At 52.3% G+C, this 23771-nt stretch carries 23 protein-coding genes; 11 read left to right on the top strand and 12 right to left on the bottom strand.

Annotated features, from left to right (window positions below):
* The first annotated feature begins 191 nt into the window (after nt 1–191).
* The 9 genes from D3A97_RS15305 to D3A97_RS15265 all read left to right on the top strand — a co-directional run bounded on the left by D3A97_RS15305 (nt 192) and on the right by D3A97_RS15265 (nt 7734).
* Nucleotides 192–575, top strand: coding sequence for a BlaI/MecI/CopY family transcriptional regulator (locus tag D3A97_RS15305; protein WP_119079343.1), 384 nt, complete (start codon nt 192–194; stop codon nt 573–575).
* A gap of 10 nt (nt 576–585) precedes the next feature.
* Nucleotides 586–3054, top strand: a complete 2469-nt coding sequence (locus tag D3A97_RS15300) for a M56 family metallopeptidase (RefSeq protein ID WP_119079342.1) — start codon at nt 586–588, stop codon at nt 3052–3054.
* Between the two features lie 135 nt (nt 3055–3189).
* Nucleotides 3190–3681 carry a YajQ family cyclic di-GMP-binding protein gene (locus D3A97_RS15295; protein WP_119079341.1) on the top strand — a complete coding sequence of 164 codons (492 nt, stop codon included), beginning with the start codon at nt 3190–3192 and terminating at the stop codon, nt 3679–3681.
* Between the two features lie 64 nt (nt 3682–3745).
* Complete coding sequence (locus tag D3A97_RS15290) at nt 3746–4000, top strand: type B 50S ribosomal protein L31 (RefSeq protein WP_119079340.1); 255 nt, start codon at nt 3746–3748, stop codon at nt 3998–4000.
* A 66-nt stretch (nt 4001–4066) separates the two neighbouring features.
* On the top strand, nt 4067–5239 hold the full coding sequence (locus D3A97_RS15285) for a putative sugar nucleotidyl transferase (protein WP_119079339.1): 1173 nt from the start codon (nt 4067–4069) through the stop codon (nt 5237–5239).
* A 43-nt stretch (nt 5240–5282) separates the two neighbouring features.
* Nucleotides 5283–6041: a triose-phosphate isomerase gene (tpiA, locus tag D3A97_RS15280; RefSeq protein ID WP_119079338.1), complete on the top strand. Its 759-nt coding sequence runs from the start codon at nt 5283–5285 to the stop codon at nt 6039–6041.
* 188 nt (nt 6042–6229) lie between these two features.
* Nucleotides 6230–6808, top strand: a complete 579-nt coding sequence (locus D3A97_RS15275) for a 2'-5' RNA ligase family protein (protein WP_119079337.1) — start codon at nt 6230–6232, stop codon at nt 6806–6808.
* Nucleotides 6809–6985: 177 nt separating this feature from the next.
* Nucleotides 6986–7405 carry a hypothetical protein gene (locus tag D3A97_RS15270; protein WP_157986567.1) on the top strand — a complete coding sequence of 140 codons (420 nt, stop codon included), beginning with the start codon at nt 6986–6988 and terminating at the stop codon, nt 7403–7405.
* 56 nt (nt 7406–7461) lie between these two features.
* On the top strand, nt 7462–7734 hold the full coding sequence (locus tag D3A97_RS15265; RefSeq protein ID WP_119079335.1) for an acylphosphatase: 273 nt from the start codon (nt 7462–7464) through the stop codon (nt 7732–7734).
* Between the two features lie 19 nt (nt 7735–7753).
* Here the strand turns inward: D3A97_RS15265 and D3A97_RS15260 are convergent, their stop codons facing one another.
* The 10 genes from D3A97_RS15260 to D3A97_RS15215 all read right to left on the bottom strand — a co-directional run bounded on the left by D3A97_RS15260 (nt 7754) and on the right by D3A97_RS15215 (nt 19791).
* Nucleotides 7754–10114: an ABC transporter permease gene (locus D3A97_RS15260; protein ID WP_119079334.1), complete on the bottom strand. Its 2361-nt coding sequence runs from the start codon at nt 10112–10114 to the stop codon at nt 7754–7756.
* 151 nt (nt 10115–10265) lie between these two features.
* On the bottom strand, nt 10266–11414 hold the full coding sequence (locus D3A97_RS15255; protein ID WP_119079333.1) for a C1 family peptidase: 1149 nt from the start codon (nt 11412–11414) through the stop codon (nt 10266–10268).
* A gap of 39 nt (nt 11415–11453) precedes the next feature.
* Nucleotides 11454–12200 (bottom strand): head GIN domain-containing protein, encoded by a 747-nt coding sequence (locus D3A97_RS15250; protein WP_119079332.1) that lies wholly within the window; start codon nt 12198–12200, stop codon nt 11454–11456.
* Nucleotides 12201–12223: 23 nt separating this feature from the next.
* The gene (locus tag D3A97_RS15245; protein WP_157986566.1) at nt 12224–13297 is read right to left on the bottom strand and encodes a hypothetical protein; all 1074 of its coding nucleotides are present in this window, start codon (nt 13295–13297) and stop codon (nt 12224–12226) included.
* Entirely contained in the window at nt 13287–13817 is a 531-nt protein-coding gene (locus tag D3A97_RS15240; protein WP_119079330.1) for a hypothetical protein, read from the bottom strand. The genes D3A97_RS15245 and D3A97_RS15240 overlap by 11 nt, the downstream gene beginning before the upstream one ends.
* 3 nt (nt 13818–13820) lie before the next feature.
* Entirely contained in the window at nt 13821–14357 is a 537-nt protein-coding gene (locus D3A97_RS15235) for an RNA polymerase sigma factor (protein ID WP_157986565.1), read from the bottom strand.
* 186 nt (nt 14358–14543) lie between these two features.
* Nucleotides 14544–17012, bottom strand: a complete 2469-nt coding sequence (locus D3A97_RS15230) for a TonB-dependent receptor domain-containing protein (protein ID WP_119079328.1) — start codon at nt 17010–17012, stop codon at nt 14544–14546.
* Nucleotides 17013–17513: 501 nt separating this feature from the next.
* The gene (locus D3A97_RS15225; protein ID WP_119079327.1) at nt 17514–17939 is read right to left on the bottom strand and encodes a hemerythrin domain-containing protein; all 426 of its coding nucleotides are present in this window, start codon (nt 17937–17939) and stop codon (nt 17514–17516) included.
* Complete coding sequence (locus D3A97_RS15220) at nt 17939–19168, bottom strand: prolipoprotein diacylglyceryl transferase (RefSeq protein WP_232825974.1); 1230 nt, start codon at nt 19166–19168, stop codon at nt 17939–17941. The genes D3A97_RS15225 and D3A97_RS15220 overlap by 1 nt, the downstream gene beginning before the upstream one ends.
* Before the next feature lie 209 nt (nt 19169–19377).
* Nucleotides 19378–19791 (bottom strand): BrxA/BrxB family bacilliredoxin, encoded by a 414-nt coding sequence (locus D3A97_RS15215; RefSeq protein WP_119079325.1) that lies wholly within the window; start codon nt 19789–19791, stop codon nt 19378–19380.
* A gap of 220 nt (nt 19792–20011) precedes the next feature.
* Here D3A97_RS15215 and D3A97_RS15210 point away from each other — a divergent pair, with 220 nt between their 5' ends.
* Together D3A97_RS15210 and D3A97_RS15205 are read left to right on the top strand one after the other, a co-directional pair.
* On the top strand, nt 20012–20449 hold the full coding sequence (locus D3A97_RS15210; protein ID WP_119079324.1) for an Hsp20/alpha crystallin family protein: 438 nt from the start codon (nt 20012–20014) through the stop codon (nt 20447–20449).
* Nucleotides 20450–20570: 121 nt separating this feature from the next.
* Nucleotides 20571–21410 carry a hypothetical protein gene (locus D3A97_RS15205; RefSeq protein WP_119079323.1) on the top strand — a complete coding sequence of 280 codons (840 nt, stop codon included), beginning with the start codon at nt 20571–20573 and terminating at the stop codon, nt 21408–21410.
* A 3-nt stretch (nt 21411–21413) separates the two neighbouring features.
* Here D3A97_RS15205 and D3A97_RS15200 read toward each other — a convergent pair whose 3' ends face one another.
* Both D3A97_RS15200 and D3A97_RS15195 read right to left on the bottom strand, forming a co-directional pair.
* Nucleotides 21414–21758, bottom strand: coding sequence for a hypothetical protein (locus D3A97_RS15200; protein WP_232825973.1), 345 nt, complete (start codon nt 21756–21758; stop codon nt 21414–21416).
* A gap of 513 nt (nt 21759–22271) precedes the next feature.
* Complete coding sequence (locus D3A97_RS15195) at nt 22272–23669, bottom strand: type III PLP-dependent enzyme domain-containing protein (protein ID WP_119079321.1); 1398 nt, start codon at nt 23667–23669, stop codon at nt 22272–22274.
* Nucleotides 23670–23771: the final 102 nt, after the last annotated feature.

Here is a 23771-nt window from a genome sequence, read left to right as displayed (position 1 = left end):
CGGCGCAGGCCGCCACGCTTTACCCGGTGAGGCGCCTGCTTCCGCCCGCCCCGTAATTTCCAGCCGCTGTTCGTACATCCTAATCCCCGTTCATCCTTTTTTTCTGATCATGATATTGCATTTACGAAAACTATCGTACATTTGTTTACGAAGATATTCGTACAACAGGTGGATCATTATAAAGCACACACATGAACAAGCACATCAAGCCCACGGAAAGTGAACTGGAGATACTGGGCATCCTTTGGGAAAAAGGCGCCAGTACGGTCAGGGAAGTGCATGAGATACTGGAGCAGAGCAAAGAGGCCGGTTATACCACCACTTTGAAGCTGATGCAGATCATGCATGAAAAGGGGTTGCTCACCCGGGACGCCAGTGCCAAAACGCATATTTATGAGGCCGCCGTGTCTCGTGAAAATACACAGCAGCAATTATTGAACAAGATGATTGACACCGTGTATAAAGGGTCTGCCACGCAACTGGTGATGCAGGCGTTGGGGCATCACCGCTCCTCCCCCGCAGAGCTGGAGCAGATCCGCCGGTACCTGAACGAAATGGAAAAAAAGCAGTCATAAAACAACTACCATGACCTCGTTGCTTCCTTTAACCACAGACCTTATCCGCGCATTCGGCTGGACGCTGTTGCACTCTTTCTGGCAGGGCTTCTGTATTTACGCCTGCCTGCGCATAGTGCTGAAAATATGGCCCATGGCCAGTTCCGCCATCAAGTACCATTTGTCTTGCCTCTCCCTGGCCGGCATTGCGGGCTGGTTTGGCGCTACTTTTTTCAGGCAGTTGTCTATTATAAAGGAAGAACAGCAGGTCAGGGCGCTGGCCACGCAGATGGACGCGGCCACCATACAGGCAGCGCTGCAGCAGGTACCGCAGCAGCATGCAGACGGATTGCAAACCGTGATGCCGGGTATGGAAGCCTACTTCCCCTTTCTGGTGGCCATTTACGCGGCCGGCGTGGTGATCATGACCATCAAGCTGAGCTTTGACCTGAGCCAGCTGCGGCAATTGCGCCGGCAGGGCGTCAGCTCCCCCGGCATGGAATGGGAACGGTACGTAAAGGTGCTGGCGCAGCGGATGGGCATTGCCCGCAGGGTACAGCTTTTCATTTCAAGGCATCTGCAGGTGCCCGTGATGATCGGCTTTCTCCGCCCCGTGATACTGCTGCCCGCGGCCATGGTCAACAACCTCAGCCCTGAACAGCTGGAGGCCATACTGCTGCATGAGCTGGCCCACATCAAACGGAACGATTACCTGTTGAATATCTTCCAGACCATTGTAGAGACCATCCTGTTCTTTAATCCTTTTGTATGGTGGATCAGCAAGAACATCCGCCTGGAAAGGGAACATTGCTGTGACGACCTGGTGATAGCAGGTACCGTACAGCCACTGCATTACGCCAGGGCCCTGGTTGCGCTGGAAGAATACCGCCTGACAGTGAACCCAATGGCCATGGCCGCGGCAGATGACAAACACCATTTGTTTCATCGCATCAAACGCATCATGGAAATGAAAACAAAAAATCTCAACTATAGCCAACGCCTCCTTGCCCTGCTCATCATTGTGACCGGCCTGGTGTCTATTGCCTGGCTCAACCCGGGCAAGTCTGAAAAGAAAGAGAACTGTGAGGAGAACAAACCGGGAGCCGTTGCCTGTGATACTATTCCCCTGCCGCCCGCTGCACCTGCACCCGCCATTGCAGTTGTGCAGCCGGCAGCGCCTTCTGATATGCCGGAGCCCCCGGCAGCGCCCGCTCCTGTACCGGCGCCTCTGCCGGCGCCTGCCCCTGTAGCCGCTCCCGGCGGATGGGTACCTGCTTTGCCGCCAACACCGCCCACGCCGCTAGCCCCTTTAGCGCCGATGACCCCGGCAACCCCTCCGGCATATTTGCCGCCGATGGCCCCGTTGCCGCCGCTGGATACCGTGCCCCGCAAGATCGTGATCAAAGACGACAAGGGTACGCGCACCTACAACAACCTGGAGGAGATGACGCCCGAAGACCGGGAGAAATACCTCCGCCTGCAGGAAAAAAAGCAGGCGCTCAACCAGCTGTCCGCCAAAATGAAAGTAGCGCAGGATGCCGTGAAAGATATAGACTGGAGCAAGATGAACAAGAACATCCAGGAAAGCATGCAAAACATAGACTGGAACAAGATGAACAAGAACATCCAGGAAAGCATGCAAAACATAGACTGGAGCAAGATGAACGCAGACATGCGGGAGGCCAACAAGAAAATGGCAGACCGTATGAAAGACATTGACTGGGAAAAGATCAGCGCAGACGTGAACAACAGCATCAAGAACATTCAGTGGGACAAGATCTCCGACCAGATAAAGAACAGCCTCCAGAAAACTGACTGGGAGAAGATCGAAAAAGAGATCAAGGATAAAATAGACAAGATAGACTGGAAAAAGATAGAAGAAGACATCAAGAACAACCCTTCCGCCTGGCAGGATGCGGCCCATCGTGAACAGGCCCTGGCCGCGGCACGGGAAGGAAGGGCGCAGGCCCTGCGGGCAAGTCAGCAGGCTTTGCGTGAAAGCCAGAGAGCCCGCCAGGAAGCAGAACGCCAGGGGCAGGAAGCCCGCCGGGAAGCAGAAAAGCAGCACCGGATAGCCATTGAGAAAGCCCGTAAGCAGGCAGACCAGGCCCAGCGGGAAGCACGGGAACAGCACCGTATTGCCCTGGCGCAAGCGGAAAAAGCCCAGCGGGACGCACGGGAACAGGCCAGGGAAGCAGCCGGGGAAGCCCGCCAACGGGCGGAAGAACACCAGCAGATAGCCCGGGAGCACGCGGCCAGGGCACGGGAACAGGCACGGGAGACCAGGTCTTACAACGAGCTGCTGGACAAGCTGGAGGCAGACCAGCTGATCGACCGCAACAACTTCGAGATCAACAAAAAAGGGGACGAGCTTTACATCAACGGGCAAAAACAGTCTGACGACGTAAAAAAAAAATATCAACAATATCTTAAAAACGAAAACGTTAGTATAAAGGGCAGCAGGAACAATCTGAACGTGCATGCCCAGGACAACCGTTAAAGGCAACAACAGGCGCTTTGACCGTCCGTGCTAATCATTCTTAGCCGCCATTCTATCAACTAAAACCGCTTACCTGACCGGGTAGCGGTTTTTTATTATCTTTGCTCCTCTTTATTCACCATTAAAAACCCGTTTATGCCCTCTTTTGACATTGTGAGCAAGGTAGACCTGCAAACCCTGGATAACGCCATTAATACTGTCAAGAAAGAAATCACCAACCGGTACGATTTTAAAGGGAGCCACGTCAATATCGAGCTGGATAAAAAAGACCTGGTGCTGAAGCTGGAAGTGGAAACCGACATGAAACTGGGCCAGGTGGTGGACGTGCTCATCAGCCAGACCATGCGCAAGGGCATGGAAGCCTCCGTGTATGACATGAGCAAAGAGCCGTACCAGAGCGGCAAAGTGTATAAAAAGGATATTCCCGTGCGCAACGGCATCAAACAGGAAGACGCCAAAAAGATCGTCAAGCTGATCAAAGACGCCGGCCTGAAGGTGCAGGTAGCCATTATGGACGATATTATACGGGTAACAGGCAAGAAAATAGATGATTTGCAGGAAGTTATACAACTGTGCAAAGGCGCCAACCTGGGTATCCCCCTGCAGTACCAGAATATGAAAAGCTAGATTTTTCTTGGCTGATTTAAAAATATCTGTTACCTTTGCGCTCTGTATTTATTAACTTATTGATATGAAACAGGGAATTCATCCGGAAAATTATAGATTCGTAGTGTTTAAAGATATGTCTAACGGGCATAGCTTTTTGAGCCGTTCCACTACCCCCACCCGCGAAACCGTGAAATGGGAAGATGGCAACGAGTATCCGTTGATCAAGCTTGAGATCTCCAACACCTCTCACCCGTTCTATACAGGTAAGAACGTACTGGTAGATACCGCGGGCCGTATCGACAAGTTCAACAAACGTTACAAAAAAGACGTTAAATAAGCCGTCTGCAAATATTTGGGAATCCCGCCGGTATTAATCGGCGGGATTTCTTTATTTTCGCCCGTCATGAAGAACCCGCACTACATCCTGTTTGACACGCCTGAGCGTGACCAGTTATACCCTTTCACCCATACACGCCCTGTGGCAGCCTGCCGGGTAGGCCTGCTCACCATCCGCGAAAAATGGGAAAAATGGTTGAAGGTATCTCCCATCGGGTATTTTACCATGGATTACCTGCAGGCCAAATTCCCCCTCATTAAAGCCCCCCAGCAAGCCATCACCATACTGGTAAACGGCCACCTGCTGCCCTCCGCGGCACTGGTCAAGACCATCCGCGCCCTGCAACCCGGCCAGGAGCTGTACAAGAACGGGCGGCTGCTGGCCAAGGCCGTTAGCGGAGACGATTTTTTCCTCCCCGCAGACCAGGCCCGCATTGACTTTGAAGAAGACATTATCCGCATAGACCAGCCCTGGCACATGGCCCAATACAACGATCAGGCCCTCCGGGACGATTTTGCCCTGCTGACAAAGGGCCGCAAGTCTGCCGCCGTTGCGGCCGGGAACACGCTGCTGAACCCTAAACAGGTATTCATTGAACCGGGCGCCCGGGTCAGCTGCAGTATCCTGAATGCCGAAACAGGGCCCATTTATATTGGCAAAGACGCCGAGGTGATGGAAGGCTGCATGATACGCGGGCCTTTTGGCATGGCCACCGGCGCGGTGCTGAAAATGGGCGCGCGGGTGTATGGCGCTACCTCCCTGGGAGAGCGCTGCGTGGTTGGCGGCGAGGTCAAGAACAGCGTGTTCTTTGACCATTCCAACAAGGCGCACAACGGGTACCTGGGCGATGCCGTGATCGGCGAATGGTGCAACCTGGGCGCGGGCACCACCTGCTCCAACCTGAAAAACAACGCCCGCGAGGTAAAGGTGTGGATGGAAGCCAGGAACGAGGCCTGGGCCGCGGGACTGAAATGCGGGGTGCTCATGGGAGACTACAGCCGCTGCGGCATCAATACCATGTTCAATACCGGTACCGTCATAGGCGTAAGCTGCAACGTGTTCGGGGGCGATTTTCCGCCCAAATACCTTCCCTCCTTCACCTGGGGCGGCCAGCAGCATACCGGTGAAAAATACCGGCTCACAGAGGCCCTGCGGGACGCCGGCGCCTGGATGCAGCTGAAAGGGCGGGAACTGACCGAAACCGACCAGCAGATATTAACCCGGGTTTTTCACGGGTAATTATGTATTTTTCGGCCCTCTTTTAAAAACAGTATATACATATATGAGAAAAAAGATCGTAGCCGCCAACTGGAAAATGAACCTTACGTTGGCCCAGGGCGAACAACTGGTGAACGATATCCTTGCCGCAGGCATCAAGCTGCCCGAGGGGCAGGAAGTAGTGATCGCTCCCCCCTTTCCCTACCTGCTGAAAGTAAAACAGCTCATCCGGAACTACCCCGGCATTTACCTGGCCGCGCAAAACTGCGCCAGCGAAAAGTCCGGCGCCTACACGGGCGAAGTATCTGCCGAAATGCTGCGGTCTGTCGACGTGGATTATGTAATACTGGGCCACTCCGAGCGCCGGGAATATTTTTCCGAGACCAATGCGCAGCTGGCCAAAAAGATAGACCAGGCGCTGGCTAACGGCCTCAAGCCCATTTTCTGCTGCGGCGAGCCGCTGGAAGTGCGCAAGGCGGAAACGCAGAACGCCTACGTGGCCAAACAGCTGGAAGAAAGCCTGTACCACCTGGATGCGGCCGCATTGAAGAACATCGTGATCGCCTATGAGCCCATCTGGGCCATTGGCACCGGCCTGACCGCCAGCGCGGCGCAGGCGCAGGACATGCACGCCTTTATCCGTTCCAGCATAGCGGACAAATACGGCCGCGAAGCGGCGCTGGGGCTGAGCATTCTTTACGGCGGCAGCGCCAAGCCTTCCAACGCCAGGGAACTGTTTGCCTGCGCGGACGTAGACGGCGGGCTGATCGGCGGCGCATCATTGGTAGCGGCTGATTTTACCGCTATTGCGCAGAGCTTCTGAAACAGGTAACTTGCAACATATAACAATGGCCCTTACGTATAGGGCCATTTTTTTTAGTATTTTTTGCTAAATTTATTAGTATTTCCAAAAATGTTAGTATATTCGTGTTGTGAAAGAAGGGGTTGTTATTGTTAGTGCTGTAAATGATAATGATCGTTTCAATTTGATGGTTGCTTAATCAAAAAGACATGGAAAACGAAGTAATGTATGATTATATGCTGGTGATACATCCGGATGCGCAGACCCTGCAGGATGTGAGCATATTCCGGCATTTGATCTCGGAAGAGCTGGGTATGGACCAGGCTGCTTTTTCGCAGGCGCATATTGCTTTATTCCGGTCGGAGTTCCCGGAAAGATATGAGGCGGACTTCACGGGCATGCTGGAGGAAATGGTGCAGGAGCAGTCTGCCTTTACGATCTATACTTCGCGGATAGACCATTGCCGGCAGGGAGAGCGCCACATGTTCTATGTGAACGTGGCCAACCCTAAACCGGTGGAGGAGCTGCACAGGAAAATACTGCGCACCTTTGAGCTGAAGCCGGGTACCTTCAGGCCGCATATGGCCCTGGTGCGGTCTGTCAATACACAACAATTTAACCGGCTGGCCCCCTACTTCACCAACAAGATGTTTGTGCGCAGCTTTCACTGCCACAGCTTCAGCCTGTTGAGGAAGCCGGCGGGCGGGCAGCAATATGAACTGGTGCGGGAGTTCCGCTTTGGCAGGGACAACGCGTCAGAGCACCCGCTGTTCAACCATGCGGCATAACGGGCCACCGTTACCCGTCATTAAAACGTCTTTTCAAGAGTCAGTATCAAATATCACTTGAACTTCCCGGACCGGGCGTTCGCCGCCCGGCCCCTTTTTGATCTGCTTTACCCTCGCTACTTACCTACCCGTAAATTCAGCCGGCGGAGCCGGTACATTATCTAATGCTGGATGCGCATGCTGTCCATTACAGAACAGACATGCCGGATGGGCACGTATTGCTCCGGCAATACCGCATGGCCCAACGGGCCCGTACGGCCATGGCATAACATGCAGCAGCAACAGCAGCAAAACGACCGATACATGGAATGGGTATCTATCAAACCGGTTTACAACAATGGCATTATACAGGAAGACCCGGCGCAACCGGTGTTTTCCCTGCTGACCAAAGCCGGTTTCCAACTGGAACAGGTACGGAGGAACGTGGCCCCCGCGGCCATAGAATACTTTTACTTTCATCCAGGCTTACATATACAGGTGCATGAGGTGAATGAAATGCCGCTGCACCCGCCCAGGTTCTTTATATTTTACCCCGGGGGCAGCACAGCATATGCAGAAGGACTCGACCAACTTCGGCTGTGCTTTGCCGCCGGGTGAAACACCAGGCCCCGCATCTTTGTTATATCTTTACTGATCTTCATTTAGCGTCATTTATGATCCATAGGAAAATAACCGTAAAAGGAAAAGTGCAAGGCGTTTTCTTCAGGGCCACCGCCAGGTCCGTAGCCGTTAAGCTCGGCCTGAAAGGCGTGATCCAAAACCTGCCGGACGGCAGCGTATGGATCGCCGCGGAAGGCCAGGAAGCCGCCATGGAAGAATTTATTGACTGGTGCCGCATTGGCCCCACCGGCGCCAGCGTTACCTCGCTGGATATTGAGGAGGGAACACCGCAGCATTACGAAGGGTTTGATATCCTTCATGGTTAGCGCTTAGCGGTTGCATCCCCTACTCTGACCGCAAACTTTTCACCGGGTTGGTGAGCGCGGCCTTCACGGACTGTACGCTCACCGTCAGCAGCGCAATGCTGATAGCGGCCAGCCCCGCCGCTGCAAACATCCACCAGCTGAGATTGACACGGTACGCAAAATCTTTCAGCCACAAGCTCATGCCGTACCAGGCCAATGGCGTGGCAATAACAATGGCAATCACTACCAGCACCATAAAGTCTTTGCCCAGCAGTTGCAGAATACTGGCCACGCTGGCGCCCAGCACCTTGCGGATGCCTATTTCCTTGGTCTTGACCTGCGCCGTGTAAGCCGCCAATCCCAGCAGACCCAGGCAGGAAATGAGCACGGCCACCGTGGCAAAGATGCTGAAGAGGCTGGCAGTGCGCTGTTCAGACTTGTACATGTTGTCGTACTGCTGATCGAGGAAGGTGTATTCAAAGGGAAAATCGGGGTTGTATTTTTTCCACAGCTTTTCTACCGCGGCAGTTGCCTTTGAGGCGTTCCCCCCGGTGGTGCGCACGTACATGCCGTCTCCCGATGGCCGGTACACAAAAATGGCCGGCTCTATTTTCGTACGCAGCGAAGCAAAGTGAAAATCCTTTACCACGCCAATGATAGTGCCCGGCTCGTCATGCAGTACGAACTTTTTCCCGACGGGGTTGGTGATACCGGCTTCTCTTACCGCGGTTTCATTCAGGATGTAATGCGCTGAATCAGATGCAATGCCTTTGAAACCCTCTCCCTCCACAATAGGAAGCTGCATCAGCGATAAAAAGTTGGAGTCAATGTACATGCCATGAATAAAGAACTCGCCTTTGGGGTCTTTACCGTCCCAATCCGTATCACTGGTGGTATTGGCGATCTGCAGTATCTGGTCGTTTGCAGTGCTCAGGCCCGTGATGGCCGGCTCCTGCATCAGCTCCGCACGCACGGCCGGGAGGTGGCCCCGCATGTTACGCAGCACAAAGGTGAACACATGTTCTTTATCGTAGCCCAGTTCTTTTTCATTGATATAGGTGAGCTGGCCGGCAATCACCAGCGTGCCGGTAATGAGCGCCACGGAAAACACGAACTGGGTGGTAACCAGCGCCTTCCGGAAAAAGGTAGTGCTCATGCCGCCGCGCAGCTTGCCCTGCAATGCTTTCAACGGTTCAAAAGAGGAAAGGAGCAAAGCCGGGTAGATGCTTGACAGCAAGAGGGAGACCAGCACCGCTGCGCCCGCCAGCAGCCACACGCCCCCATCGGTAAAGCTGAACGCAATGTTACGGCCCGAAATATTGTTGTACACGGGCATGAGCACATAGGTGAGCACCATGGCGGCGGCCATGGCAAAGGCAAATACCAGCGCGGTTTCTGTTACGAACTGGAAGAAGAGCTGCCGGCGCGCCGCGCCCATCACCTTGCGCACGCTCACCTCCCTGGCCCGCAGCATGGCCCGCGCCGTGGAAAGGTTCACGTAATTGATGCAGGCAATGAGCAGGATGAGGATGCCGATGATGAGGAAAATGCGCACGGTCTGTATCTGACCTTCACTGCCGTCTGCTTTATAAAGGTGCATGTCCCGCAGCGGCATCAGGCGGTACGGGTCATCATACTCCAGCTTGCGCCGTTTGAATAGGCTGGCGGCCAGCTTCTTCTCGGCCGCAGCGGGAGAAACGCCCGGCTGCAGTTGCAGGTAGACATGATAGTCGAAGTTGCCGATGTCCGTGTCAATGGTCTTCCATTCGCCGTTGCCCCTGAACAATTTGGCGCAGAGGCTCATGGGGAACAGCATGTCATATTGGATGCTGGAATTTTCCGGGAAGTTGGCCATTACGCCGGCTACGATGAAATACTGCTTACCGTCTGCCCGCAACATTTTGCCCACCGCCTCCGCAGTACCAAAATACCGCTGCGCCGCGGCTTCCGTAAGGATCACGGAGTAATCTCCCTGGAAGGGCTGCTGCGGGTTGCCTTTCAGCAGCGGGAAGTCGAACATCGTAAAGAAAGAGGGATCAACGTAAGCCTTTTTATCGTTCGTAAAACGCTTGCCGTGATGTTCAAAGAGAGAGAAATTCCAGTTGTGCCTGATGCGCACGGCTTCTGTTACTTCAGGCACTTCCTCTTTGGCAAAAACGGCCAGGGGCGCGTGCATGCTGGTCCATACCTGGCGGCTGCCCTTGGGCCCCATATTGGCGAAGGCGCGGTAAATATTGTCTGCGTTTTTATGGAACCTATCGTACGTCAGCTCATTCCTCACCCAGAGTAAAATGAGGATGCCCACGGTGAGGCCAATGGTGAGCCCGGCTACGTTGATGGCGGAGTAGAACTTATGTTTGACCAGGTTTCTCCAGGCCGTTTTGAAGTAGTTCTTGAACATGGCTGAAATGTTAGGCCATACGTGCCGCAATTATATTGCCATTCCCGCCGCGCCCTGCTGGCGGGCCTTGCGGCGGGAATGACATATGCCGGCTGTCCGGATGCGAACGGGGAACGTCCGTTTCCGGACAGGAAACTTGAGAAGATCAAACTTAGTTGAGCTGTAATTTTTTGAGCAGCGCTTTGTCAAGCGAGGCTTTGGGAACGATCACGTTAATAGTGTTCACCGCAAAGTACGGCTCAGACACATACACATATCCGTCAAACGGAGAAGACGTAGTGCCCCAGGAGTTTTTCACGATAAAGAACGGCTTGCCCTCCTTGCTTTTGCCGATGCCGGTAATGTGCATCAGGTGGTCATCTTGCGTAACCAGCTGGTCAAAAAGGCCCTGGCGGTAGGCAGCCGTTACCTTTACTTCTTCCAGGTCCGGGTTGGGCTGTGTTTTGTTCGGCACCGTATCATGTACAGGTGAAAAAGCATAGCCGGATTTGTAAACAAACCCCCGGTTGCTCACATCCGCATCCCACATGACCGTATAACCTTTGTTCACAGCGGTTTTGGTAGCGCCGATCAGCTCATCCAGCGTAACGTTGTAAAAAGCGCCGTTGGCATGGTTGTCTGGCAGCTCCAGTACAAAGTTGCTGTAATACGGATGATGCGTGAAAGAAGTGAGGCTTACATAATCCGCCTCGTTGAACTTCACTACCTGCCGGGCAAACTCCTGCGGCGTATAGGTCTTCCCGTTATAGGCAAAACTGGCCGGCGGCGCGCCGCCCATGTATTCATCCATAATGCCGGCATATTGTTGTTCCCAGTCCGCGGGCACGGGGCGTTTTTTCAGGATAGTGTCCAGGTAAGTTCTCAGCGCTTTTACCATCCCGCCGTGGTCCGGCTGCTCCTGCCCTGCTTTCAGCCCGCTGTAGGCGGATTCCGGCATCAGCCCGAACATGGAAGCGGCTTTCAGCACATCGTGCCCCAGGCCTCCTTCGTCAAACTGCGCTTTACCCTGCCGCAATATATAGTTGCGTGCTTTAAGCAGGTACACGTTGCGCACGGTGTACATTTCAGAAAGATCTGGCTGGGCCATACCCTGGCGCATGCATTGGCTTTCTATCAGCGAGGTAGTGGAAAAACACCAGCAGGTGCCGGTTTTGCCCTGGCTTTTAACGGTAGTGGCGGCGTTGTTCTTTAAAATGGTCACACCTTCTCCCACTGCCGCGCGGATCATTACGGGTTGCTCCTGGGCTGCGGCCTGCAGGCTCAATAGCACACATGCGGCCGCTACAATATTTTTTCTCATAAGCAGTATATAATAATCATTAGTATGCTGCAATATAAGTTAATTTTCGTGCTCTATCCTGCCTTTGCCGGATATGGCCTGGTTCACGCTGGCGGTACCTTTATATTTCACGGTGCCGCTGCCGGATACAGATACGTCCAGTTTTTTGCTGGCATTCACATATGCTTCCCCGTTGCCGGAAATGCCCAGCTCCATTTCGCGCGTTTGCAGGTTGGGCGCCGTTACCGCACCGCTGCCGGAAATACCTATTTCAGCCTCGTCCGCCCTGCCCTGCAGCTTCACTTTGCCGGTACCGGAAATACCTACTTCCAGCTTCCTGTACTGGAGGTCCAGGTCTGCCTCACCGCGGCCGCTAAGCGCCAGCTCCAGCTTATCACCTTTCACTACGCCCTGGGTATAGAAACCGGAGGTACCGCTGCCGGCAAGGCTTTCCAGCTTTACCACGGTAATTCTTGCTATGATATCGCCGCTGGGTTTGAGGTTGTAGCCTCTTTTGGGCCCCAGGTGCAGCTCATCGCCATCTATTCTGGCCTCAATGTATGGGAGCAGGTTCTCATCTGCTTCCAGTTCAATGGAAGCGGTGCTGCCCTGCGTAATGTACACCTTGAACTTGCCGGAAGTGGAGATCTCATCTATGGCGGCGCTGGCTTCCCGTTTTTCTTTTTTCATGTTGCCGTTGCCGTTGATCTGCTCCTGCCGCTGGGCCTGGCCCGCAAACGGGGCCAGCAGCAGCGCGGCAAAGGCAAAGGAAACAATAGCGTTGACTGTCTTAGAGGTCTTTTTCATGCTCGGTCATTTTTGGTTTTAGATTATTCTCCTGCCAATTTTACATCGCAATACGCGCCGTCTATTTTGATCAGCCCGGATGCGTCTGTACCATTGGACGTTATGGCGGAAAAGGAGAGGTTATTGTTTTTTCGGATGTTGGTCACGTTCTTCCATTCAAAATCACCGGTTGTCAGGCTTCCGTGATGAAGGTTGGCGGTGATCCTGAAAGCGGATCTATCTGCCATACCCAGCTTCAAGTCAGAATAACGGAGATGAGCGGTAATGGAGGAGAAAGCGGCGTCTACACGGCGGATGTTCAGGTCTGTATAGTTCACATTGAACACCGCGTTCTTTTTGAGCGTTTCCGCCCGCAGGTTGGAGTAGTTGCCGCTGAGGGAAAGATCGTTCACGGCCGTTAGCCGGTACTCGTCATAATTGGAGTTAAGCCGCATGTTGCCTGCTTCGCCAAAAGTATAGGAACTGTTGTTGGAGTTTACTTTCAGCTCTTTGGTGCTGCCGCAGCGAAGCGAGGAATAATTGGCGTTCAGCTCCAGGCGGTGTACCTGCTCGATCCGCGCCTTGTCCGTATAGTTCATGGTCACTTTCAATTTCTCCGCATTGCCGATGTCGAAAAAGCCGTAGTTTACACTGATGCGTGTATCAAAGGGCAGGTCTCTGGCCAGTATGTCCCCAAACTGGTTCTCCAGCGCCACGGCCTTGATATTGCGGGGAATGTTCACTACGTAGTTGATGTTCACATAATCCCGCGAGTCCTTTCTGCCGAAAGAGAACCACCTGCTTCCGCCGGGATTGTATTTGGTTTCAATGCGGATGCTGCTGCCGGATTCGGAGCCGGCTATATTCACCATTTCAGCAATACTGCGGGCCTGTTCCTGGTTTTTTCCGAAGCCTACTATTTCTATTTCAGCCCGTACAACCGGTTTGTCCCACACCTTGATCACAATTTTACCGTATTTGTTCAGCACCGCCAGGTCAGAGCCGGAACCGGCCTTGAACTCCTTTACAACACGGATCTTGTGCTCTTCATCGCCCTTGGCGGCAAAGGCGGCGAAGGGCCATAACAATAAGAACAATAATGTAGATCTAGAGTGCATCTTTTTTATTTGAGGGTGTGATATGATGGTATTTTTCCTGCTCGGAGAGGATCTTGTCCAGCAGCTCCAGCTTCATCTGGTAATAGCGTACCATGGCGGCGCGGATGCGTTCGTTGCCGGGGTTGCTCATCAGTTCTTTTTCCAGCAGCAGGTAGGTCTCGTTGCGCAGTTGCAGCTCTTTGCGGGTGGTGCTGTCAAGGCCCAGCTGCTCTTCCGGGTATTGCCCCAGCTCATCCAGCTTCTGTTCTATCCGGGAAGTATAGTATACCTGCATTTCTTCCATTTCAGGCAGCACGTACGCTACTTCCTGCTTGGTATGCAGGAACTTCACCAGCAGGCCGGCATTTACCACCAGGGCTACTATAATAGCGGCTTTCCACCAATGGCGCGCCATCAGCTGCACCACCCTTGCCCGCTGTTTCACCGGCAGCTCTTTTTCCAACGCCGCCCAAACGCGCGGGCCGGGGCCCTCCTCCTCAAACGCACTGCGGTTTTGTTGTATGAAATCTTCCAGTTGCATATGTTATACTTCTTTCGTTTTTAACTTTACCAGCTGCCGTACCTTTTCTTTGGCCCGCATAAACTGGGTTTTGGCGGTAGACTCCGTGATGCCCAGCATATCCGCTATCTCGCGGTGGGTGTACTCTTCAAAAATGTAGAGGTTCAGCACCGTGCGGTAACCATCCGGCAACTGGCCGATGGCCTCTTTCACCGCGGACACGGTCAGGGCGTAGGCCCCTTCATCTACCGCGGCTTCTTCCGCCGCGTCCGTCTCCCCCACTTCTTCAAAGTATACTTTCTTTTTCCGCAGGTAACTCAGGCAGTGGTTCACCACTATCCTTTTGATCCACGCGGTGATGCTGCTGTCTGACCCGAGTTTGTCCAGGTTCTTGAACACCTGCGTAAAAGCCTCCTGCAATACGTCTTCCGCATCGGCGGCATGCCCCGTCATCCGCAGGCAGATATTATACATGGCCCTGGCATATGCCTCATACAGCTCACGGAAAGCCCGAACGTCGCCCTTGCGGCAGCGTACCACGATCTGATCTGTTACAGGCATTTTTTCCAAAGCGTTAGGGTATAAACTCATATTAAAGACGGCGAAGGGGGAAAATGGTTGCATCTGTCCACCATTTATTTTGAATATACTGAAAATCATAGCAATATAAAAACAGAACGCAGCCAGCAAGTGGCTGCGTTCCTTCCATCCTTATATACCTAAAACATGATTAGGTACGTGTTTGTGCTACTTCACCCTGCTCTGCTCATCTTCCAGCCCGGTTTTACGGTTGCGGGCCTCTTTCACATTTGAATTTCCGAAGCGGTAGGTGAAGGATACCCGGAGCTGCCGGCTGTCCCAACGGGTGCCGAGGCGTACCTGGCGGTTGTTGACATTATAGGTGCCGCTGAAGCGCTGGGTATTGAATATATCGTTCACGTTCAGGCGTATGGTGCCCTTCTTCTGGAGCACCTGCTTTTGCAGGCCCAGGTTGAAGGCATACATAGCGTTCATGCGGAACAGGCCCTCCTGTGAGATCTGCGGGGACACGTAGAAGAAAGACGCTTCTGCGGAATACCCCTTATTAAAGGTAAAAGTGTGCTGCGTTTGCCCGAAGAAACCGCCGGACGCCCGTTTGATCAGCTCCCCGTTCACCGTGGTCTCAAAGGCGTTGTAGAACACGGACACGGTAGTGAAGGTCCTCCACCATTTGGTGACGGGCACCGGGGCGGACACGTTCAGGTTGATGTTATCCTTTTTAGCCACGTTCATATATTTATACACAATGATGGTAGTATCTCCAGTGGCGGGGTCTACGCCCGGTTCCAGGATGCGTGACAGCATATCGCTGGTATGGCTGTAGCCGATGGCCGTGGTCAGGAAAGACTTGAATGTATGCGTCAGGTCAAAATTGTGGGAATACTGCGGGCGCAGGTTGGGGTTGCCCCCGGCCTTGGTGTACCGGTCAAGGAAAAACTCGAACGGGTTCAGGTCATCGTAGCTGGGGCGCTGCAGCCGGCGGCTGTAGGAGATCCCCCACTGGTTGTTCTTGTTGGCCGTGTAGCTGAGGAACACGCTGGGAAAGAAATTGAGGTAACTGGTATCGTTCACCTGCTTGAGGGTAACGGAATGGCCTTCCACATGGGTTTGCTCCGCGCGGAGACCGGCCTGTACACCGAACTTTTTAAACTGCTTGGCGTAGTTGATATAGGCGGCGTTCACGTTCTCCTTATAAATAAAATAGTTGGAACGGTTGGCGTCATATTCCCACTGGGTGTGCCGGAGGGAATCAAAACGGGAGTTGTTGTCAGAGTCCACAAAACTCAGCTTGATGCCCGCCTCGATCTTTGCTTCCTTCTTCAGCGGGTGGGTATAATCTATTTTTACCGTTTTGATATTGATCACCGAAGGCTGCAGGCTGCGGGTGGTATCTCCCCGCCAGTACTGTTTGCCGGTACCGTCCAAGTAGGCGGAATACAGGCGGCTGCCCTGGTCTTCGGAGTTGCGGGAATAGTCCAGGTCTATGTTCAGCTCCTTGCCGGAAGTGTCCAGCTTGCCTTTGTAGTTGATGTTGTAAGACTGGCGGTCCCATTTATTATCGTTGTCTGTAACGGTACGCAGGCTGGAGTCTATGGCCTCCCCGCTCCCTATCCAGGTCATGCTGTTGCCGCCGCCTTTCCAGTTGTTGGTGGCCAGGTTCACCATTACGCCCACGGTATGGTCTTTATTGATGAAATAGTCTGCCCCGAACTTGCCCCCGTGGTACTGTGATTTTTTGTCCAGGTAAGAATGCTGGTCAAAAGTGATACGGCCTGATTTCTCGAAGTTGTCGCGGTAAATGCGCAGATCCTCGAAGTTCCGGTTGTAGTTGTAATTATAGGAGCCGAACACATTCACTTTTTTGTTGCGGTGGTTCAGGTTGAGGCCGCCGTTGGCCTTGGGCAGCTTGCCCTGCACAAACCCAGCGTTCACGCTGCCGTTGGTACCGTAGCTGGAGTTCTTTTTCAGTTTGATGTTGATAATCCCGGCGTTGCCTGCTGCGTCGTATTTGGCGGAAGGATTGGCGATCAGCTCTATTTGGTCTATGTTAGAACTGGGCATATTTTTCAGCAGCAAGGCAACGTCCTGGGGAGACATGTTCGTGACTTTGCCGTCGATCATGATGATCACTCCGTTCTTGCCACGCATGGATATATTGTCGTCTTTATCTACCTGTATTCCGGGTGATTGTTGCAGTACTTCCAGGGCGGTGCCGCCTGCCGCTACAATACTGTTTTCCACGTTCACCACCATTTTGTCTGCTTTCTGTTCTATGAAAGGGCGTTTAGCCGTTACGTTCACTTCTTTCAGGTTGCGGGATGTTTCTTCCAGCGTGATGGCCGGTACTTTTACCGGGCTGCCGTTTACGGTGAAGGGCTGGCTGTATGCTTTTTTCATGCCCATGTTAGCGGCGGCCACCAGGTACCGCCCTTCGCGGATACCTTCAAATTCGTATTGGCCGTCTACCCCGGCTATGGCCCCTTTTACCAGGGAAGAATCTTTTGCTTTCAGCAGGGTTACGGTGGCAAATTCTACCGGTTTGCTGTTTGTGCGGTGCACCTGGCCGTTTATTTTCCCTTTGAGGCCGGCCGTGCCGTTCCCGTTCTGGGCCTGAGCCATGTTGCCGATACTGACCAGTAAGGCGCTCAAGGTCAACAATTTAGATATCGATTTCATATAAGGCGGATGTTTAGATTCGGATTAGTTAGGTTGTTGTTCTATAGTTCCTTTCTTTAACAACTACAGTGTAAAGATAGGTAGTATGTTTTACATAGTACATAATGATACATAAGTGGTCATTATTTGGTGATGATTGGTAAAAAATGATGCGGGTGAAACGTTAGGTTACCTGCGGTATTGTTGCTTGTTCATAGAAGACGACCGGTCATTGTGATTGTTACAAAACCGGGGCAAAACTAGGGGGAAGCAGGTGAATGGCGTGGGGAAAAGGGACGAACAGGGTTGATCCTGTGATTAAAATGACGGATCGGGGATGTGGACTGGAGCGTTCTGCCAGGAAGCGGCCGCGATGGGCGGGGATGTGGACTGCAGCAGGGCGTTTTGCCAGGAAGCGGGCCCAATGGGCGGGGATGTGGACCGCAGCGTGGCGTTCTGCCCGTCACCGGCGTTCAAAAAGCCGCCTTGCACTGGCCGCCCCGCTCCTGCTATAATTATATGCTACTCAAACCGCAGCGCGGCAATCACCTCCGGCAATTCCTCCTGCATCTTCTCGAACACCACCCGCTCCTCTTTGCGGATGTGGTCTTCCAGGCTGCGGGCCAACTGGTCCATGGCCTCCACGGGGTCAGCGCTGTCTACCAGCGCGCTGTACATGCCGGAAATAATGCGGTGCTCGGCTATCAGCTCGTCCAGCAGGGCGTCCATGTCCGCCCGGTGGCCGCGGCATTGTTCAAACAGGTAATCTTCTTTCTGGATATGCGGCACCATGATCTCCTGGAACACCTTGACCATGTAGGCCATTTTGGAAACGGCATCCAGCGGGTAGCCCTCGTAGGGCGCCGCGTCTTTTTTCAGGTACCTGCAAACAAAGAGCAGGGATTTATGCTCGTGAGAGAGCGGTACCAGGTTCGGGTGGCGCTGCATCAGGCTGTTTTTTGTACAGGTTTTGTTTTACGGGCGTACCATATCAGGCCGGCGCCGCCTATTACCAGCAGCGTTGCAATAATTTCCGCCTGTGTGGGATGGAAGCCGAAAATATCGTATTTCGTGTTCACCCTTATCTTCTCCACAAAAAAGCGCTCAATGCCGTTGAGTATGAGGTAAATGCCGAAGATCACGCCGGGCGTGGTCACCCGCCGGCGTACGGCCATCAGTACAATAAAGAACAGGCCGCAAACAATGATCTCGTATAACGGCGTTGGGTATACGCCAATGGGCAGGGCGTTGCAGTATTCCCCGCTGCAGCCCTGCAGGGGCATGCCGTCATTCACCACATTGTGGGGGTAGCTGTAGGCAAAAAAGAAGTCCGGCAGGAAGCTGAGGGAAGCGGGTTTCTCAAACCGCTTGTGCGGCACCTGTTCAAGGCTGCCGAAGTGCCGGGTGAAATATGTGGAATCCCGGTGCAGCACGTCCTGGTACTGCGCTTCGGAAATGACCTGCACCTTGCCGGTGGGGTTGGTGCCGTAAGCGCTGTTGTTGATGCCCCAGTCCCCGTCTCCTGAAAACTGGCAGCCCATACGGCCCACCGCGTAGGCCAGCATGAGGGCGGGCGCCGCGCTGTCTACCAGGTGTTTCCAGTTGATCTGTTTTTTATGTGCGTAACGGATAATGACATATGCGGCTACAATGAGACCGCCATAGAAGGTAAGGCCGCTGGCGGAAAAAAGGGAACCCCAGGGGTCTGCCACAAACTCGCCCCAGTTTTCCAGGTTGTGGAATATCTTGGCCCCTACCAGGCCGGCCACTGCCGCCATAATGGTAAAGTCTGGCACCCGCTGGTGCGGCCATACATTTACTTTTTCTTCTTTGGGTTTGGGAAGGGCGGCCTTCTTTTTCGTATAGTACTTCCAGTAAGCCATGGCCGCGGCGCCCAGGATGCCGCCAATTACGCTGCCCTGCGCGGAAAGAAAATAAGAACGCAAGTCTTCCGTGCCTGCGCCAAACATCCCGAATATTTTGAAACCGATAATGAACCCGATCACCGCGCTCACCAGCATGTCTCCCACGGAGGCCGGTTTGCCTGTTACCATGGTTTCCTGCACCGGCGCCAGCCATCCCAGCTTTTCCCGCCGCCGCAGTTCGGAGGTGAGTACATAAGCCGCCGCCAGAAAGGCAATGGCCACAAAAAAACCAAACGTTTGTACAATCTTCAAAAAAGGTATCTCTACTCCAAACAGATCCTTGAATGCGTAATATAAATTAGGATACATAGGCTGAAAAAGCTAAAAAAAATGGTGATCTGAGTTTTCCTATGAACAAAGCCGAATTATATCAAGAGGAAAATCAAACCACCAAGTTACATTACAATTACGAATTACGGGTTTTAAATAATAGATATTCTGCCCGTAATCCGTAACTGATTTTAGCAATATTCGTCGAAAGCAGCCAACAGGTTGGTTGCGATCAACTGTGCAGAACGCCCTTCGATCATATGGCGTTCTATAAAGTGCACCAATTGCCCGTCTTTGAACAGGGCAATGGAGGGAGAAGACGGCGGGTAAGGCATCAGGTGCGTACGGATCTGTTTTACCGCGTCCGAATCAAAACCGGCAAAGCTGGTCGTTAAACGGTCCGGCTTTTTCTCGCTGGTAGCTACCGCCATCAGCACACCCGGACGGGCAGTACCGGCCGAGCAGCCACATACGGAATTGATCACTACCAGGGTAGTGCCTTCCTTGGCCAACACCTCATCCACCTTTGCAGGGGTGAGCATTTCTTCAAAACCATTATCTGTAAGTTCTGCCTTCATAGGCATCACGAGTTCCGCAGGGTACATAATTATTTCTTTTTTGCAAAGTTAATAATATATCGACATACTTGAATAAATAAAGTAAAAGAGACATTTTGTCGCATCAATCCAGCAGAAACCGACTTTTTGTCTCGTTCACGCTCCTCTTTACTGGCGAAATTTCCGGAACATGGCATTGGTATCCGGTTTGATCAATACCCGGTGTAACCAAAAAACAAATGGTTTAACTCAAAAAATTATAAACACTATGACACTCGTAAAATTTAATCATCAGCCGGCCCGCACCCTCAGCGGCTTTGTAGACGAAATTTTCAACGGCAAGCTCAACCGCGATTTCGGTATCTCCGATTTCTTTGGCCAGCACGCCCCGGTGAACATCAAGGAAACCAAAGAGGCCTATGTGCTGGACGTGGTGGCCCCCGGCCAGGAAAAAGGCGACTTCCGCATTAACCTCGACGGGCAAACGCTGACCATCAGCTCCGAAAAGAAAACGGAACAGACAGAAGAAAACGATAAACAGATCCGCCGCGAGTTCAGCTTCCGCTCTTTTTCCCGCTCATTTACCGTGAACGAGAACATTGACGCAGACCAGATCAGCGCGAAATATGAAAACGGTGTACTGAAAGTGACCCTGCCCAAGAAAGAGGCAAAACAGGACACTGCAAAAGAAATTACAGTTGCATAAGGGTTAGGATAACAGGGCCGCTCCATCTGGGGCGGCCCTTTTTTTATGCATCAAATTACCACTAAAGTTGAATGGCAGGCAGCGCGCAGGATAGTACCTTGCTTCCACATATCTTACCAGGATGGGCCGGGCCAACAAAATATTAAAGAACTTATCCATATACCTGTACAAGCATACCGAAGAAGCGGTAACGGCAAAACTCATCCGCAGGCATCCCTGCGCGTTTGAGCAGGCACGTATCAAAATGCTGTTCGATTTTCTTTTCTTCTACAGCCTTACACTTTTACCGGTACTCATTTCTTTACTCTATGTACATGACTATCTCAACCTCGCCATTACCGGTGTGTTTGCGGGCGTGTTCATTTGCTGTGCTTTTCTGATGAGCCTCGGCGCAGGCATAGCGGTCACAGGTACTATAGCCGCCCTGAACACCCTGCTGGTACCCATGGTATCTTCTTTCACCAATGACCTGGACGTATCCCCCATATACGCCATGCCCTGGATGATGGCCTGCATGCTGGGCTACTTTGCCGTTAATCTCAGAACAGCACTAACCCTGGGAGTGCTGCTGTTCCTCTACCTTGGGCTGGTGGCGTACATGAAAATATACAACCTGCCCGTGTTCCTGCCTCCTACTTATTCCGCGCTGGACAAATACCTGGTCACCCCGTTCCTCATGGCGGGCTACCTGATAGTGTTCCTGCGGGTGTGGGGCGTGTACTACCGCAACATTACCCGGCTGGAGCAGCAGCAAACCCTGCAGAAGCAGCAGCAGTTCTCCGCGCTCATCAACCAGAACCTCACCAAACAGTTCCTGCTGCTGAAAGGGCTTTCCCGCTCGGGCAAGAACGAGTTCATGGAGGGCAACCTGGAAATGATGGACGCCTGCTTTTCTGAAATAGAAAAACAGTGCGATTCGGCCATCAACCTCCTGGACAACCCTGGCGCCGCCGGCCAATAAATATCAGCGGCAATCCTCTTTTCTGCGTGTATCTACCAGGTATATGATCTTCCACCCTTTTTCCGACTTGCATAACTGGAAAGAATTGACGCCGCAATGGCTGAAACGGTCCCCGAGGTAAAAACGGTAGGGTGTCCATACGGAAGCAAGAGGCCCGTCTATCAATACCTTGTCAAAGGTGATCCGCTCGTCCCACACGTCCGTGTGAGGGGTACCTACAGCGGTAACGAATTTTTGGATGCTGGCGCTACGCACTATAACACCTTCGTTCGGAGCCATTACAACCGTTTGCATAATGGCGTTTTCATCGAATATATCCTTTACCATAGCGCTATCCGCCTTCTTCATACCGTCAAACAGTTGACGGATGGCACTTTTCACAGCTTCTTCTTCCGAAGACTGCGCTGCTACACGGTTAGAACATATAAGTAATAATAACAAAGGAATGAAGCAGGCCTTTTTCATATAGTAAAAGGGGTATTAATTACTAAATCTATTTAATATATAGCGTGCACTTGCCATGCAATTTCATTAGAAAACGGCAAAAAGATACAACTAATTGGTATTTGCAGGAGAAGGTCAGACCAGTACTTTTACACTGAGCAAATTATTATCGTAACCTATTGCCTCCTATACCGAATCACAATGCCTTTTTCCTTATGCCTTGAAATTTCCTTTTACCTTATGCCTTGAAATTACATTTATGGACCGTTCCGTAAATGTGTAATTCCCTTGCCATGAATGTTGGATCCGTCTATCCTATGAAATTATGGGCTCTCCAGAAACGGGGGGCCTTATTTTATTAAAAAGAAACCCCTCGGAGAACCGAGGGGTTTTTAAGTGGATTACTAACCCATTTTTTTAATAACCCAAAATTTTCAGCATGCTCTGGGAGGTTTGCTCCTTAGCGTATAGCCAGTCTTTTAATTGTCCGTTTTTGTCGTACCCCACTATTACGTGTTTGGGGGAAGGTATCAGGCAGTGCTTGATACCGCCGTAACCGCTCAGCTGGTCCTGGTAGGCCCCGGTATGGAAGAACCCGATGTAGAGGGGCTCCCCGTTGGTGAGCTTGGGCAGGAACACGGCGTTGATGTGCTCTTCCGAGGTGTAGAAGTCATAACCGTCACAGGTCAGCCCTCCCAGGTGCACCTCCTGGTATTCCTGGTCCCATTTGTTGATGGGCAGCATCAGGAACTTTTCCCCGATGCCCCAGGTATCCGGCAGCGTGGTAATGAAAGAGCTGTCTATCATATACCAGTTCTCCCGGTCGTTCTGCATTTTTTCGCCCAGCACGCTGTAGATCACCGCGCCGCTCTCCCCTACGGTAAACGAACCGAACTCCGTATAAATGTCCGGTACGGGCACCTTGTTCTTTTTACACACGCTCTTGATATTGGCTACGATCTCGTTCACGATGTAAGCGTAATCATAGTCAAACCCGAGGGAGTGTTTGATGGGGAAACCGCCACCCAGGTTGATGCTTTCCAGTTCGGGACAGATCTTTTTCAGCTGGCAGTAAAGGTTCAGCACCTTGTTGAACTGGCTCCAGTAGAAAATGTCGTCCTTGATCCCTTTGTTCATGAAGAAGTGGAGCATTTTCAGCTCAAACTTCGGGTTGCCCTTCAGCTTGTCTACATAGAACTCCAGGATGTCCCGGGAGGCAATGCCCAGGCGGGAGGTATAAAAGTCGAACGTTGGCTCCTCCTCCGCCGCAATGCGGATACCCAGCTTTACCGGGCCTTTTGCCCGGATGAATTTGGAATAGTCTTCCAGTTCCTCCTTATTGTCCAGCACCGGCAACACGTTGGTAAAACCGGTGTTGATCAGCTTGGCAATACTGCGGGTATAGGTTTTGGTCTTGTACCCGTTGCAGATGATGAAGGTATCTTTCGTGATCTTTTTGCGTTCGTACAGCTTATGGATAATATCTATATCGTACGCAAAAGACGTTTCAATATGCACATTGTGTTTCAGCGTCTCCTCCATTATAAAGGAGAAGTGTGAGCTTTTGGTGCAATAGCAGTAATAGTATTTGCCATCATACCTGTTCTTCTTGATCGCATCCTGGAACATCTTTTTGGCCCGGTTGATCTGCATCCCGATTTTGGGCAGATAGGTGAGCTTAAAAGGCGTTCCGTACTTGTCGATCAGCGCCCGGATATCCAACCCGTTAAATATCAGGTTGTTCTCCTTCACTTCGAAACCCTCCTGGGGGAACTCGAAGGTTTGGTTAACGAGGTCCGTGTAGGTGTTGTTCATTTAAGGCTGTGAATGAATTTTAGAGTTAGTAAAAACTTAAACTACAGTATAAATGAGCTGGTAACTTCTGGTTTTAAGTTGATAACAACACACCTACGTAAG

Source organism: Chitinophaga alhagiae (assembly GCF_003568665.1).
In the GTDB taxonomy this organism is placed as follows: domain Bacteria; phylum Bacteroidota; class Bacteroidia; order Chitinophagales; family Chitinophagaceae; genus Chitinophaga; species Chitinophaga alhagiae.
Note: the sequence above shows the minus strand (reverse complement) of the source record. Positions and strands in the feature narration are given on the sequence as shown.

Bases quoted from the DNA above. Each gene is read 5' to 3' on its own strand.
- D3A97_RS15300 (WP_119079342.1), top strand. From the start codon at position 586: ATGACCTCGTTGCTTCCTTTAACCACAGACCTTATCCGCGCATTCGGC.
- D3A97_RS15255 (WP_119079333.1), bottom strand. From the start codon at position 11,414: ATGAGAAAAAATATTGTAGCGGCCGCATGTGTGCTATTGAGCCTGCAG.
- D3A97_RS15295 (WP_119079341.1), top strand. From the start codon at position 3,190: ATGCCCTCTTTTGACATTGTGAGCAAGGTAGACCTGCAAACCCTGGAT.
- D3A97_RS15215 (WP_119079325.1), bottom strand. From the start codon at position 19,791: ATGTACCCTGCGGAACTCGTGATGCCTATGAAGGCAGAACTTACAGAT.
- D3A97_RS15290 (WP_119079340.1), top strand. From the start codon at position 3,746: ATGAAACAGGGAATTCATCCGGAAAATTATAGATTCGTAGTGTTTAAA.
- D3A97_RS15235 (WP_157986565.1), bottom strand. From the start codon at position 14,357: ATGCCTGTAACAGATCAGATCGTGGTACGCTGCCGCAAGGGCGACGTT.
- D3A97_RS15270 (WP_157986567.1), top strand. From the start codon at position 6,986: ATGCTGTCCATTACAGAACAGACATGCCGGATGGGCACGTATTGCTCC.
- D3A97_RS15250 (WP_119079332.1), bottom strand. From the start codon at position 12,200: ATGAAAAAGACCTCTAAGACAGTCAACGCTATTGTTTCCTTTGCCTTT.
- D3A97_RS15265 (WP_119079335.1), top strand. From the start codon at position 7,462: ATGATCCATAGGAAAATAACCGTAAAAGGAAAAGTGCAAGGCGTTTTC.
- D3A97_RS15275 (WP_119079337.1), top strand. From the start codon at position 6,230: ATGGAAAACGAAGTAATGTATGATTATATGCTGGTGATACATCCGGAT.
- D3A97_RS15305 (WP_119079343.1), top strand. From the start codon at position 192: ATGAACAAGCACATCAAGCCCACGGAAAGTGAACTGGAGATACTGGGC.
- D3A97_RS15285 (WP_119079339.1), top strand. From the start codon at position 4,067: ATGAAGAACCCGCACTACATCCTGTTTGACACGCCTGAGCGTGACCAG.
- D3A97_RS15205 (WP_119079323.1), top strand. From the start codon at position 20,571: ATGGGCCGGGCCAACAAAATATTAAAGAACTTATCCATATACCTGTAC.
- tpiA (WP_119079338.1), top strand. From the start codon at position 5,283: ATGAGAAAAAAGATCGTAGCCGCCAACTGGAAAATGAACCTTACGTTG.
- D3A97_RS15225 (WP_119079327.1), bottom strand. From the start codon at position 17,939: ATGCAGCGCCACCCGAACCTGGTACCGCTCTCTCACGAGCATAAATCC.
- D3A97_RS15260 (WP_119079334.1), bottom strand. From the start codon at position 10,114: ATGTTCAAGAACTACTTCAAAACGGCCTGGAGAAACCTGGTCAAACAT.
- D3A97_RS15230 (WP_119079328.1), bottom strand. From the start codon at position 17,012: ATGAAATCGATATCTAAATTGTTGACCTTGAGCGCCTTACTGGTCAGT.
- D3A97_RS15245 (WP_157986566.1), bottom strand. From the start codon at position 13,297: ATGCACTCTAGATCTACATTATTGTTCTTATTGTTATGGCCCTTCGCC.
- D3A97_RS15240 (WP_119079330.1), bottom strand. From the start codon at position 13,817: ATGCAACTGGAAGATTTCATACAACAAAACCGCAGTGCGTTTGAGGAG.
- D3A97_RS15195 (WP_119079321.1), bottom strand. From the start codon at position 23,669: ATGAACAACACCTACACGGACCTCGTTAACCAAACCTTCGAGTTCCCC.
- D3A97_RS15210 (WP_119079324.1), top strand. From the start codon at position 20,012: ATGACACTCGTAAAATTTAATCATCAGCCGGCCCGCACCCTCAGCGGC.
- D3A97_RS15200 (WP_232825973.1), bottom strand. From the start codon at position 21,758: ATGAAGAAGGCGGATAGCGCTATGGTAAAGGATATATTCGATGAAAAC.